General features: G+C 50.4%; 12 protein-coding genes. 3 read left to right on the forward strand and 9 right to left on the reverse strand.

Annotated elements, in window-relative coordinates:
* Window positions 1-8: 8 nt before the first annotated feature.
* The 8 genes from VDIS_RS02140 to VDIS_RS02175 are packed head-to-tail and all read right to left on the reverse strand — an operon-like array spanning window position 9 to window position 7,017.
* A complete protein-coding gene (locus tag VDIS_RS02140; RefSeq protein WP_013335563.1) occupies window positions 9-863 on the reverse strand; it encodes a DUF4350 domain-containing protein in 855 nt (284 codons plus the stop codon).
* Window positions 833-2,692 carry a DUF4129 domain-containing protein gene (locus tag VDIS_RS02145; RefSeq protein ID WP_013335564.1) on the reverse strand — a complete coding sequence of 620 codons (1,860 nt, stop codon included), beginning with the start codon at window positions 2,690-2,692 and terminating at the stop codon, window positions 833-835. Before VDIS_RS02145 ends, VDIS_RS02140 begins: the two co-directional genes overlap by 31 nt.
* A complete protein-coding gene (locus VDIS_RS02150; RefSeq protein ID WP_245522546.1) occupies window positions 2,689-2,952 on the reverse strand; it encodes a hypothetical protein in 264 nt (87 codons plus the stop codon). The genes VDIS_RS02145 and VDIS_RS02150 overlap by 4 nt, the downstream gene beginning before the upstream one ends.
* Window positions 2,939-3,664, reverse strand: coding sequence for a DUF7982 domain-containing protein (locus VDIS_RS02155; RefSeq protein ID WP_013335566.1), 726 nt, complete (start codon window positions 3,662-3,664; stop codon window positions 2,939-2,941). The genes VDIS_RS02150 and VDIS_RS02155 overlap by 14 nt, the downstream gene beginning before the upstream one ends.
* Entirely contained in the window at window positions 3,652-4,239 is a 588-nt protein-coding gene (locus VDIS_RS02160) for a DUF1616 domain-containing protein (RefSeq protein ID WP_013335567.1), read from the reverse strand. The genes VDIS_RS02155 and VDIS_RS02160 overlap by 13 nt, the downstream gene beginning before the upstream one ends.
* Entirely contained in the window at window positions 4,232-5,134 is a 903-nt protein-coding gene (locus tag VDIS_RS02165) for a DUF1616 domain-containing protein (RefSeq protein WP_013335568.1), read from the reverse strand. The genes VDIS_RS02160 and VDIS_RS02165 overlap by 8 nt, the downstream gene beginning before the upstream one ends.
* Complete coding sequence (locus VDIS_RS02170; protein WP_013335569.1) at window positions 5,131-5,505, reverse strand: hypothetical protein; 375 nt, start codon at window positions 5,503-5,505, stop codon at window positions 5,131-5,133. Before VDIS_RS02170 ends, VDIS_RS02165 begins: the two co-directional genes overlap by 4 nt.
* A 33-nt stretch (window positions 5,506-5,538) precedes the next feature.
* A complete protein-coding gene (locus VDIS_RS02175; protein ID WP_013335570.1) occupies window positions 5,539-7,017 on the reverse strand; it encodes an oligosaccharide flippase family protein in 1,479 nt (492 codons plus the stop codon).
* Between the two features lie 113 nt (window positions 7,018-7,130).
* Between VDIS_RS02175 and VDIS_RS02180 the strand changes: the two genes are divergently transcribed.
* From VDIS_RS02180 to VDIS_RS02190, 3 genes are all read left to right on the forward strand, one after another.
* Window positions 7,131-9,437: a thermopsin family protease gene (locus tag VDIS_RS02180; protein ID WP_013335571.1), complete on the forward strand. Its 2,307-nt coding sequence runs from the start codon at window positions 7,131-7,133 to the stop codon at window positions 9,435-9,437.
* Between the two features lie 285 nt (window positions 9,438-9,722).
* A complete protein-coding gene (locus tag VDIS_RS02185) occupies window positions 9,723-10,736 on the forward strand; it encodes an ATP-binding protein (RefSeq protein WP_052885867.1) in 1,014 nt (337 codons plus the stop codon).
* Window positions 10,737-11,042: 306 nt separating this feature from the next.
* Window positions 11,043-11,555, forward strand: coding sequence for a PaREP1 family protein (locus tag VDIS_RS02190; RefSeq protein WP_013335574.1), 513 nt, complete (start codon window positions 11,043-11,045; stop codon window positions 11,553-11,555).
* Between the two features lie 356 nt (window positions 11,556-11,911).
* Here VDIS_RS02190 and VDIS_RS02195 read toward each other — a convergent pair whose 3' ends face one another.
* Window positions 11,912-12,940: a polysaccharide pyruvyl transferase family protein gene (locus VDIS_RS02195; RefSeq protein WP_013335576.1), complete on the reverse strand. Its 1,029-nt coding sequence runs from the start codon at window positions 12,938-12,940 to the stop codon at window positions 11,912-11,914.
* Window positions 12,941-12,975 lie beyond the last annotated feature (35 nt).

The following is a 12,975-nucleotide window of genomic DNA, read 5'->3' on the forward strand; positions in this document are numbered from 1 at the left end:
GCCGTGCCTCACCTCTTTATTAATAGTATCGCTATGATTATTACGACCGGAATAATTACTATGAGGTAATTAATTGGGTAAGTGGATGCGTAGGCATAGACTATCAATAGCCAGGCCCTGACGACTCCCTGGGGATTACTCGCCAACGTGCTTTCCAGGTATAGCGCCGTGCCATTACCACACAATGCCCTTAGGAATTCTGCATTACCTGCCTCATTAATCATGGAGTTCATGAACATGCCTGGGCTGGACACCAATATCACGTAACCCCTGCCCACGGGTATGGCGACGACCACAGGGAATGGCCCTGTGGAATTACCCGCTGTGCTGAACCTGCTCGTTATGGCAATGTCCACGACGTCGGTATCGTTAATGATGATGGTTGTAGCGTCGTCAAGCGCTATGATTGTGGCGTTGGTCTGGATCACGGGGTTGCTAACGATGAAGGCCAGTGGGAATTTCTCATTAATTACGTTCAATACGGGGTCCTCAATGACGTTACCCGTAAACCTACTCCCAACGCCTAACTCGCTGAGTAATTGGTTGCTGAATGACTCATTACCATTAAGTACCACCAACCTGCCGCCATTTATCACGTAGTTGAGTAGTTCCGTAACCAGGGACTTGCCAATGTTGTCCTCAGGGACTATGAATATTGAGGATACATTCGCCAGATTATTGGGCAAGGCGTAAATGGGCCTTAGGCATATTGACGCGGCCTCTGAGTAGCCATCCCAGTAGGTGTTGTAGGCGTCGAATGGGGTGAGTGATGGGCCGAGGGCGATCATCATGAGTATCAGCAGTAGGATGGCTAGGGAGAGGAGTATCCACTTTATCGAGTAAGCCTTCCCGCCAGCTCCCATGCCCTCCTCACATCCTCATCACTTGGTATGTGGGGTGAGTATAGGGCGTATTCGCCGAGCCTAACCAGTTCCGCAAATACCGCATACTCCTCCTCACTTAACTTATTCTGAACAGCCCTTAGGTATTCCCTGAGTGTATCCGTACTCCTAAGCCTAACCCCAGTCCTATTGCCAATGGCGTAAATGGCGCTCGCCAAGGCATCAACAATATCCCTAACACTCTTAATGTCTATCTTACTCCTTAACGCAGTCCTCATGATTTCCTTTCTCAAGGCCCTAACCTCAGCGCTTCGCCTGGTCATGATGAGTATGGGGCTTGCCTGAAACCGTGAGTTATTAATCGTAATCCCCTCCCCACCTGGCAATGCTATTGCTCCAGACCTCACAATTAGGAATAGCGCCACGATTATTGCCATTGGTATGATAACCTCAGGTATATTCACCACGAATATGCCATAGGTATATGCAATACCCATCACCGGCGGGTTTGGACTCACTGAAATAACTATGTCATGCCTACCCATACTCAGGAGTAGCGATGTTGGCATTGAGACCGTGAAATTCGGACTATTCAAGTCCAGGTGCATTGTCTCACCGCCTATTGATAACGACAGTGATAAATTACCAACCCAGGGACTCACAAAACCCCTCAGGGTAATCGGTAGGCCCGCTATTGCCAGGTAGTTCGTACTTATCGTTATGTTCGTGACCACGGAATTCACCGAAACCGAACCAACCACGTACGCAGGTGAGTATGGGCCAACCGGCGGTGCGTAGATAGTGATTGAGTAATTACCTGGTGTCATATTGCCCGTGCTTATCATTACCGAGAATTCGTTATTCACCGTGTACGTACTAACGTTAACCCCATCAATACTAATAATCACCTGCCTAATCGGTGGGCCACTCACGTAACCACTCACGTTGATGGGCTCACCCCACATGACATGGCTCGTGTAATTGGCTGTGAGTGACGTCGTGTTGAATGCCACGTTTACCTGCACAGTGGCTTCAGATGGTAAGTAATTACTACCCAGTGGTGGGTTGTAGATCGCCGTTAAGTTAATATTGCTCACGTATACCTGTGGCATTGTGAATGTTAGTAAGTATTGACCGTAAACATTCGTTAATGCCTTACCAACGTAGTTACCCCCTACGTAGATATTGATTGTGGCGTTGGGTATTGGTGTGCCATTAATTGTGGTTAATACGCCATACACCGTAACCTGGCTCCCAACAACCACAGTGCTTGGCGTGGCATTTACCGTTAGCTCAGTCCTAGTGTAGTTGCTGGTTAGTACGTTTATGAAGGTCTCATTTAGGCCAATTAGGTACTGCCTAATTGACTGGGCGGCGCTGATAACCTGCCCGGCACTACCCGGTGCAATATTGTTGAACATGCTTAATATCGCATTTAATTCATTATCAGCCTCACTATCAATAAGCAAACCCTCAATTGCCAGGGACCTGGCACCGGTATAATTACCCAGTGATATCGAGTTAACCATCTCATTGTAGATACTCCTCAACTCAACTAGGTAATTCGTAAGTTGAACCTCATAGTTATGCAGTTGACTTATCAATGGCGAGACCTTAACCGCCGCGGTGATGCCAAGGACCTTCGTAATGCTGAGGGCCCCCGTGTAATTACCGAGGGCATTAAGCTCCAGGGCCGTTATGTAAAGCTGAACAACACCCTGAGTGTTAACCGAGAGCTTCTCATTAAGTGGGTTTGGGATTGATAGTGATGGCCAGGCAATGGCGTGGCCTAGGTAGACCACCGCCATGACGATCCCAAGGGCGATGAGGGCTAGGTAAATCACCCTCATACCACAGCCACACCGAGTATTTGGAGTATTCTCATCACCGCGAAGTATAGGAACACGGCCACGAGTATGGCCGTTATGACATTGGCGACCCCACGCGCACCAGGCGGTAGTGGGTGGGCGGTTATTATCGTCACGAGGTAGACCAGCGTGATCAGTGATACGTAGATTGCAAAGTCGTTAATGCCCAAGTACGCTAGGAACGCTATCACGACCGTGTACAAAACCAGCTGTGCCACTAATAATCGCTTAAGGACCACCACCAACCACCCTAAGCCTAACAACCACGTCCCTACCCCTAACCTCCTCGTTCTCGATCATGACCGGCGAGTTCAGGGACTCTGCAACCACGGAGGCCACCAGGGACGCCGTTGGTGAACCCAGGACAGCCCTTACCAACTCATTACCATAAAGCTCCCCAACCCTTGAATCCCTGACAACCACGGTGATTCCATTCTCGCCGGGCATTACCGTAACTCCACGGGCCACGGTTAGGTGATTAACCATGCAGTTGGTTAGGCTTGTGGCCACGTCACTCCCTATCGCACCAACGCCTAGGCACCTACTCACGGCTATTGAACCCGGCGTGTGGAGTAATAACCCAGTCTCTCCTTCCCTGCCATACCTAATCGCGAAGCCCCTCGGCAACTTAATACTCGGTGGTTCAGGCCTTACGAGCGGTATTAATGCCATTGACGTACCAGCCTCGGTCGCCGAGCTGGGCAGGTAAATCGCCCTACTAGCCGTACCGATACTCTCCAGTAATGCGCTAATGTTCGTCCACCCAGACCTGGCGAGTTCGAGCTGAGTCCTCTCCAGTGATCCCTCGCCCCACGCAGCCAGGAGGCCCATTATGAGCACGGCTATCCCAAGCACGAAGATGGGGGTTGAGTTTAGGATTAGGTAGCCAATGATTGTGAGGCCAGCCCCAAGTATTATCAATGAGATGCCCAGGTCGCTGTTTAACCCTGGCACCTATCCTCACCCGCCTCGAATATCCTGGCCTTCCTCACCAGGGCAACCGTGAGTAGGGTTACCGTGACCGCATTCGTGGATACCACGATGGGCACAAACCTAATGCCCCACGGGGTGTAATTAAGTACTAAGCCAATCAATGGTAGGACTGCTAGGCTGAGGCCAATGGATAGGGCGAGCCTCTCCAGCGGGCTTAACTCATCACCCCTCGGATACAGTGACTCAACGAGTGCGTAGCCGGGCATGAATAGGAGCATCAGTGCGCCTAGGCCATACCTAAGGTAGATGAGCGGCCCACCGCCTATCAGGGTCACGGCGAGTATTGACGCGGTGACGAGGGCCAGGGAGACCCAGTACCAAAGGCCCTCAACACTGAAGACGTAGGCCACGGAATTGCGCGGGACACCCTCAAGCTCCAGTTCGCCATTCTTCCACATCATCATGACCTCGTAGGCAACTAGGCCCTTGGGGACACCCAATGCCCTGGACACCTCAGTTACGAGCTCACTCACGCTTGCGCATTGATTGGTGTTGATGGCGTTCTTAATGGCGTTTCTAATGTCGCGGTTATCCACTGGGCATCACCTGGGTCACGTTAACCCAAAGTTGCACGTACTTACCGGTGTAGACGAGGGTTAGGTTGCTTGGGCTGTACATCCACAGCTCACCAATTATCCTGTAGGTGCCCGTTGAGTTAATGCTAAGCGTCAGTGGCTCAATCCAGGACTCATTATTCAGGAGGACCCTCTGGAAAACCATGATTGGCGTCTGGTTGAGGGGTGGTTGGGCCACCGTGTTGTTGGTCACGAACACCCTCACCACGAACCAGGTGGGTACGCCCATGTGGTTGTACACGTATATGTAGAGGCTTATTGGTTGGCCCACGACAACGGTGCTTGGGTAATCACCGAGCTTACCCGTGGGCCCCAGAAGCCCAATGGCGGAGAAGGGCTGGGTATAACCACTCACTATTGACTGGGCTGTTAGGAATACGATCAGTATTATCACGATGGATAGAGCCACGGCAACCACCTCCTCACTGAAGATGAACGTCCTGGGCCTACCAGGGCCACCACCCCTAACCCTATTGCCGCCCCTAACCCTTAGCCATATTAAGCCTATCAACTCACGCCTCTTGACGTAGAACATGACACTTAACGCTACGACCCCAGCTACAACAACGGCCTTAATGACGATACCCACCATGTACCAAAGCCTTGCACCGGGGATTAGGGACTGAGCCCTGGCGACTATGCTGCCTATGACCGTGGATGCATTACCCACCTGGCCTGAGGCCTCAAGGCTTATTGCATTGTTTAGTTCATTGACGAGTGACGTGGTGTTAACGCCCAACCTGCTCAGTTCGACTATGTATTGGTATGCCGTCAATGCACCTAACTGCTGGGCATGCAGGGCGATCCCCAGCGCCGTAAGTAATAGGACCAGTAGTAATAGGTATCGATAGCTCACTTGACCAACCACCTATACTGTACGGGTCTATTAAGCCACTGCAGCCCCGCAATTATTGGGTTTCCGAACCCACCCAGCCTAATTCCAATGACGTAGGCAATGAAGGACAACCTCCTAACCACGGTGTTGATAAGCACGTCAATGATCACATCCCTAAGCATGTTCACCAACATGGTTGACCTGATAATGAAGCCAGACCTCAAATACGCTATGGCCACGTCAATTAGGGCCCTCCTGAACGGGTTAACCCTCCACCAGGACCCATACCTAATGGCCAGGGTCCTTACGTGGGTTAGGATGGGTAGGCTAATTTCCCTCACATACCTCGTGAGGAACTCCCTGACCAATTTAATCACATTATGATCAATCATTCAACGCTATAAACCAGGGAGTAAAATAAAGCTTTACTCACCCATTTCAGTGAATGGCATTAACAGTGGCCTTACGAGACCTGGTAATTGATCAATGACAGACCTGGGTATTGGCCTCATGATGTAAGTTACTAGGACAGTCACGATAAATATGGCCAACTGGTATAAGGGCCAGGAATCAATTATTAATATGTATGACAATGCACCAGCAATAGAAAGGAACAGGTACGTGGTGACGTTCACCGCAATATCGCGGGTGTGGGGGTTCCCGCCTATGAGTAGGTAGATGATGAGTGGGGCTAACGAGCCTAGATACGCCGCAATTATGACGGAGTAGAGGCCCAGGCCCCTGTCAATAATTAATAACGTCAGTGCCGAGGCTACATTCACAGCGATACCCACCGAGGAGACCTCAAGGGCGACCCAGCCCCTGCCGGATACCCAGTAGTACATTGAGTATATCGAGTTCACAGAACCCAGTACCGCAGTGCCGAATAAGGCGATGCCGTACGGTATTGCCTCGACGTAATCGCCATGAATGATGCCGAGCAGCGGCAGTAATGGCGCCGCCAGTATTGCCCCGGTGGCTAGGACGCCGCTCACGGATATCGCAGCCACCGTGTAATCACGAATCAAGTGGTGCCTATCCGTGAGGCCGGAACCCAATGCGTGGGCCACCCTACTCCCGAACACGTTTGTCACGGCCCCTCCCAATGCCGTAATGGCCCCCAGCATGTAACCCGCAAGGCTGTATAGGGCAACGTATGTGGTACCAATGAAGGAGTAAATCACGTACGTAATCACGTAACCACTAACTGAACTCAGGTAACCGAGTAGCCAATTCTGGATCCCAAGGCCTAGGTAGCCCCTGAAACCCCTCTTAATCAATGCAACGCCCCTACCTGGGTTAACGAAGTGCCTGACAATGGCTAAGTAATAGGCCAGGGTTGCTAATTGGCCCATTGCCATCCCAATCACTATTGCATAAACACTCCTGAGTAGCACCAGTAGGGCTATCTCAATGCTCCTAAAGGTTATATTGCCCACGATACCGCCCATTCCCTGGGAAGCCAACCTACCGGTCATCCATAGATACGCTGATAATGCGCCGTTTATTCCAGCGGTGACCACATATGCCGCATAAACAAGGACGAGGCCCATGTACCCACTGGGTATCCTGGTGATCAGGTATAGTGGTATTGCTATTATCAACGCCGCGGCGTAGAGTGTCGAGACGGTTAGGGAGATGGTTAGTAACGCGGCGTAGTGATCATCAATGCCTAAGCCCCTTGAGTGGAGCATGGCGCCCTCCCTGGCTATGGCGGCGTCGATACCGAGGGTTGGGAAGAAGAGTCCGATCATCCCCATCATGGCCATTAACGTGTTGAAATAACCGTATTGAATCAGCGGTATGAACCTGGTGAGTAGGATTACGTAGGCCAGGGCGAACACGTAGTTAATGGCCGTGTATAGGTATCCAAAGACCACGCCACTGACTGGCGATTCCTTCATACAGTGGTGTTGCTAAGTCTTGAATTGTGATGGTGTTTTTAATGATTACCAATGATATTCCCTAAGATCTTAACTAAAGGCCCTATAAGGAGTGCGCATCATTCACACCCTGGATGAGGTATGTAATTGCGGTAGTGCTGGCTCTAGTTATGGCCATCTTATTGGCCAGCGTAGCCCATGCGCTGCCGATGACGGTCGAGCCGCCGGCCAACGGCGCCTGTTGGGGTGTGTGGAACGTGACAATACTTCCAGGCCAATACCTATTAATTCATGCACTTAGTAATAATTACAGCCTATACGTATTCACTCCGGGACAATACAGTGGGTGGGCGTCAGGTGAGGAGGCCTACGCCGTGTATGCCCAGAACGTAACTGGTGGTGCCGCCTACGTAATCCCCATGCCGCAGGGCCAGTACTCAGTGGTTCTATACCCAACGCCGTGCGGTGTTGGTGTCGACGCGATTGTTAGGGTTGTTTACCAGCCTGGGGTTGGCATGGCGTCCCTGGGGCCATTGATAACTAATGAGTTGCTGGCGTACGTGAACTTAACCGAGTACCAACCCGGCAACCCCATCAACATAGCCCTCGGCTCCCTGGTGGTGAGTCACCATTATTACGAGACCACCGAGTACTGGGTTGAGGAAGTCCTCAGCGCTTTTAATGGTGATTTCCTATTAACGATTTACGTAATTAACGTCACAAATCGTGAACCTCAGGCCGTAGGTACCGCATCGATTAAGTTAGGGCGCGTTGAGATTCCGTGCGCCCTGTACTTGCTGGTTATGGTGAATATAACCAATGGGGACGCGGCAGTTTGGTTGGGCTATGCGGTGATAGAGAATGGGACCCATTATAATGAGCCGGCGATTAATTGGGCTTATGGAATGCCGCTGGGCCCCGCCACCGAGGTGGTCATAGCCATGAACCCATACCTAGCCACACCCAGTGGTTATTCCTACGACTCAGAACTAATAATTGGCAATGGGCTGGGCACTGCCCAGCCATTTAATGCGCAGATGGCGCTTCTTTATTGGAATGGTGAGTCCTTCATGCCCGTCACGAATACGTACAACTTCGCCATCAACATGAACTTAACGTCAACGTACCTAACCACGGCCATGTGCGGTGGACTGCCCTGTGTCACAAGCGGTGAGCCGAATTACGGGCAGTTGGGCGCCTTCAATGCGTTAAGCGTCCCAATGACCTACGTGGAGTGGGAGGGACTGGGTGGGGCGGTTCATAGTACGTACATAACGAGCCCCATAAACATAACCTACCCACGAACCACGGAGCCGGCGCCCGGAGTCCTAATGAGACTCACCGGCGTATGGGTCATGACCAACGGGTCTTGGGAATTCCTGAACACCACCAGCGTTGAGGTCACACCATCAGGCACGCCCAGGGCTGTGTTTATAAGGCCCGGCTACTCCACGTACTACCTCATCTCAATAATGAGTGCGGGCCGAATAAACGTCAATGGGTCCCTAGTCAATAACTACACTGGGTGGGTTAGGGCTGGCTCCGTCATCAACATAACCGCAGCCCCGAATTACCTGGGCAACGGGACCAGGCTACTACCCGTTAACGGCTCACCACTGTTAATTACCGTGGATAAGCCAATGAACATAACCATTAACTGGGTTAAGCAGTACCTAATTACTATAGGTAGTGAGTACCCAATTGACGTGAATGGCACCATAACCACGAACTACACCAATTGGGTGAACGCGTGTAGCCGCATCACGGTTAACGCGAGTGCCTACTACATGGGCAACGGCGTTAGGTACGTGGCGACCAACGGGACGGGTACTTACGAGGTCTGCAGCCCCATGAGGATCACCGTGGGGTGGACAAACCAGTACCTAGTAGTATTGACAAGCCCAGTGCCCATCCTGGTGAATGGTGTCGAGACCATGAACTACACGGGGTGGCTCACCAATGGAACCAGCCTAGTAATTACCGTACCCAGGTATTACTACCTTGGTAATTCAACGAGGCTTGTAATTAAGTCCCCAGTTAACGGTACCGTAATAATAACAGGGCCAACCCACATAAACATAACCGGGTCCCCACAATACCTAGTGGTTATTAGGAGTCCATTGCCGATAATGATCAATGGAACGAAAACAACGAACTACGTAGTATGGGTATGGCCAGGCTCAGTAATCAGGCTGTCAATACCCAGGTACCAGGTGCTGCCCAACCTAACCCTCGCCATCGCCTCATCAATCAGCGTCAATGAGCGTGAGTACCCACTACGGGGCAATACCATACTGGCCATTGATTCGCCAATGTACGTTACCGTGAATTACCATGACTACTACACGGTATACCTAGTGATTCTACTCACGGCATTAGTGGCGTTATTGATAATGAGATTTAGGGGTAATGGACGGGGTAATGACGTGACTACTGTATGAGCATTACACAGACACATTAACGCCAGCGATAAAACCAACCTCAACATTTATAGGGAGAAACCAACAGTTAATTTATGGATACCGAGACCATCGAGAAACCATCGCCCAAGCCCACCGCTGAGGATCATGTGAGTGTAAGCTATGAAGATTACTTAAGACCTTTAGTTAAAGCAGTTAAGGCCAAATTAGCCCTGATTCCTTAAGTGAGGGCTTCACGTGCCTTTGCGTTTAAACGCCGTGTTGAGTTGTGATAAGGCTAATAAGGGGGAGGGTGGGGTTTGTGTCGTGGGGAGGGTTAGGCTGGGCTTTGCTAATTTAACGATTGAATTCGTTGATAGGGACCTCGCTCTCAAACTCATTGATGAATGGGCCGAGAAAAGCACCTTCCCAGTCCAAGTCATCTATGGGCCGGAGGGCTGCGGTAAGACGGCTTGGCTCCTACAATCCATTGAATTGCTTAAAGACCATGGTTTTGAGGTTGTTTATGTGAATCCAATCAATAGGCTTGCCTTTGCTGAGGTAAGCATTAACAGCCTTAGGGAGGAGTTCTTCAAGCTGGTTAAGGAGGCTATTGCACAGAGTGCGTTGGCTAGAATCGCATGGATAGCCTATAATGTGGTTTATGACGTAATCAAGGCGACCAGGGGCAAGGTAGCCGTGATAGTCGACGACGCGTTTCAAGTCATTGGCGTCAAGGAATCAGCCCTATACGTAAAGGCACTACTCAACCTAATCGAGTACCCACCCGAGCACTACGAGAAAATAGTAACGATAGCCGCAACCAGTGAAGGTGTCTCGAGGTATGAAATTGGCAGGCACAGATGGGCGAGCATAAGGATCATGTGGAACATGCCGAAGGAAGGCTTTAGGCAATTATACGAGCAATTACCGGGCGGGAAACCACCATTCGAGGAGGTTTGGCGAATAACCGGTGGAAATCCGGCAATGCTAGAGAGCCTCTATAGGGTGGGTTGGAGCGCGGAGAGGGTGCTGAGGGAAATCATCGCCAGGAAAAACCTCCACACATTCACGTCGTCGCTGGGCCCAGGCGATAGGGAGGTGTTGGTTAGGGCTTTGGAGGATCCAGACGCACTCATGAGCAGGGAGGGGATACCACTAATGAATAGGCTAATCGAGCTAAACCTCATAATCAACGTACCACCGTGGAGAGATGAATACCTGTGGGTAGACCAACCACCGCCGGAGAAGGATGAGGAACTGGGCATTGGAAAGTACGTAGCATGGCAATCACCACTGCATAGGGAGGCGGTTAGGAGGGTGTTGGGAATGCCTGGGTAATGGTTAATCGTTGTCAACGACCACACCGCAATACACACTCAATATAAGTATTTAAGGGAGTTGACGAGTAGAATCGAGAACCTAAGGCAAAGGATAAGGTGGAGCAACGAATTGGAAAACGCACTAAACGAGTTAAGAAGGGCCATTAAGTGAATGGGGATCAACACCCAACAACTGAATGGTGGCAGGGGCGTGCCTACTGCAAACGAAGCCGTCTAAGGCATCTGTAACCAACCGAAAACACGCCCGCCTAAACCAACGATGCGCACGGCTCAGGTTTATTAAGCCCCGCATTCCTTTAACACCGTGGGCGTGATCATTGAGCTACCCGAGCCACTGGCCAGGGAGATCACCAGGCTCGGGGTTGACGTCGAGGGCTTCGTCATAGACAGCGTGTCGGCAGGGCTCAACCCAGACCCAAGCACGGAGATCGAAACACACCTAGAACTAGCCAACAAGTACCTAAACGAGGGCAGGAACCTCATCAACAAAGACCCCGTGCAGGCCAGCGAGAAGCTCTACAAGGCAGCCGAGGAAGCCATCAAGGCACTGGCAATAACCCTAAACCTAGATGAAGCAAAGGCGGCTAGGGAGCAGGGCAGGTGGACCGCCGCATTACTCTTTAGTGCTGTTGACTCAATAAGCGATAGGCTCGGTAGGGAGGAGGTTAGGCTTTGGTGGAGGGTGGCCCGGTTCCTGCACGTGGAGGGGTTTCACGAAGCCAGGCTGAAGCCAAGCCAGGTGATGAGGGACTTAAAGCACGTGGAAGCCCTCGTAAAGCTAGCCCAGGAACACGCACAAGGCAGGCATGGCCAATAACCCACAAAAACCATGAAAAGCACAAGCCTCGAGAACCATCATCGAGTACTAACACATATGAGTTGGAAACAGCTAGGTGACCGGCCCCGAATTAAGCAGTGACTTTGCAACCTCAGCAATCCTCCCAGCCACAGACCCCTCGCAACTACCCTCCTCGACGGTCTCCATACCCTCGCTATACGTAAAAACGCACCCACCTGTATAGACCTTAATCTTGTTACTGAAAATTCCATCGTTATTAATTACTTAATGTCGTTAATCACTAATTATATAGATGTGCACATTCAAAACCTTAGTTCCGCATTATAACGTAATCGCATTCATAGTCAATCTCTTAAGCAACCACGAATACATCACTACCGAAACTTCCCCTTAATATCACTGACTAAGAACATGCTCACGTTACCATCACGAAACCTCCTCAACAACTCCAGGGACTTCGTATCATAAACAATAGCCGTCAAAGGCCTCCCAACCTTCAAAGCAAAGATAATCGCATGATGCCTCATGGCAATCACATGATCCAGGTAATTAAATAAGCAAAGGACCTGAAGCGGGCTTAACTCCTCAGCAATAATCCTCAATTCAGAAACCCTCGACCTAAGCATTTTAGCTATTATTAAGTCATCATCAAAGAACCTACCCTTAAAACTGCCAAAACCAAACGGGATAAAGACAACCTTAGAAAAACCATTACTAAGGAACCCACGTATCAAACCAGCAACAAAGTCGACAACCACCCTATTAGTCTCATCATCAAGAGTCCTCAAATTAACCCCGAGAACCCCACCACCAATCAAACCATACTTAACAGCAAAATCCCTGCAGGAGGCTGGGTCAGGGACCTTAAGCCTGAGGGCTAGGTCATCCTCAAGGTAAACCCTATTAACGCCAGTTAACCTAAGCACTGTGTAGGAGTAGGCATCCCTAACCGTGACTAAGCTGGCGCGGTTAAGGGCGATGCGAATTAAGGCACCTGTCAAGCCCCTGAAGGGTTCAGGTCTGTCACTAATGACAGGCTTACCAACCCACTCATACGGGTAAACACCAACACCCCTAAAAACAACAACCTTACGAAGAAGCCGAGCAAGAAAGGCCAATAGAGTAATTCTCCTCCAGGTAGAGTAACCATACCTACCACCACCGGCAAAAACAAGCACATGAGACCCAAGGAAAACACGCCAAAAAGTAGGCGACAACAACCTCTCACGAACAGCGTGAACACCGTGAACCCTACGGGTACGCCCAGGATTACTACTCAAAACAACAAACTCAACACCATCACCAAAAACCCTCCTAAACTCACTAATTAAAGCCGAGAGAATAGCCTCATCACCAACATTACCAAAACCAAAATAGCCGTGAATCAGAACCCTAAGATTCATAAATGTTCAACCACTATAATACTTAAAAACATTTT

Origin of the sequence: Vulcanisaeta distributa DSM 14429 (genome assembly GCF_000148385.1) — an archaeon.
Taxonomy (GTDB): domain Archaea; phylum Thermoproteota; class Thermoprotei; order Thermoproteales; family Thermocladiaceae; genus Vulcanisaeta; species Vulcanisaeta distributa.

Excerpts from the sequence above, each read along its gene's own strand:
- VDIS_RS02140 (WP_013335563.1), bottom strand. The coding sequence starts at position 863 with ATGGGAGCTGGCGGGAAGGCTTACTCGATAAAGTGGATACTCCTCTCC.
- VDIS_RS02145 (WP_013335564.1), bottom strand. The coding sequence starts at position 2,692 with ATGAGGGTGATTTACCTAGCCCTCATCGCCCTTGGGATCGTCATGGCG.
- VDIS_RS02170 (WP_013335569.1), bottom strand. The coding sequence starts at position 5,505 with ATGATTGATCATAATGTGATTAAATTGGTCAGGGAGTTCCTCACGAGG.
- VDIS_RS02175 (WP_013335570.1), bottom strand. The coding sequence starts at position 7,017 with ATGAAGGAATCGCCAGTCAGTGGCGTGGTCTTTGGATACCTATACACG.
- VDIS_RS02180 (WP_013335571.1), top strand. The coding sequence starts at position 7,131 with ATGAGGTATGTAATTGCGGTAGTGCTGGCTCTAGTTATGGCCATCTTA.
- VDIS_RS02195 (WP_013335576.1), bottom strand. The coding sequence starts at position 12,940 with ATGAATCTTAGGGTTCTGATTCACGGCTATTTTGGTTTTGGTAATGTT.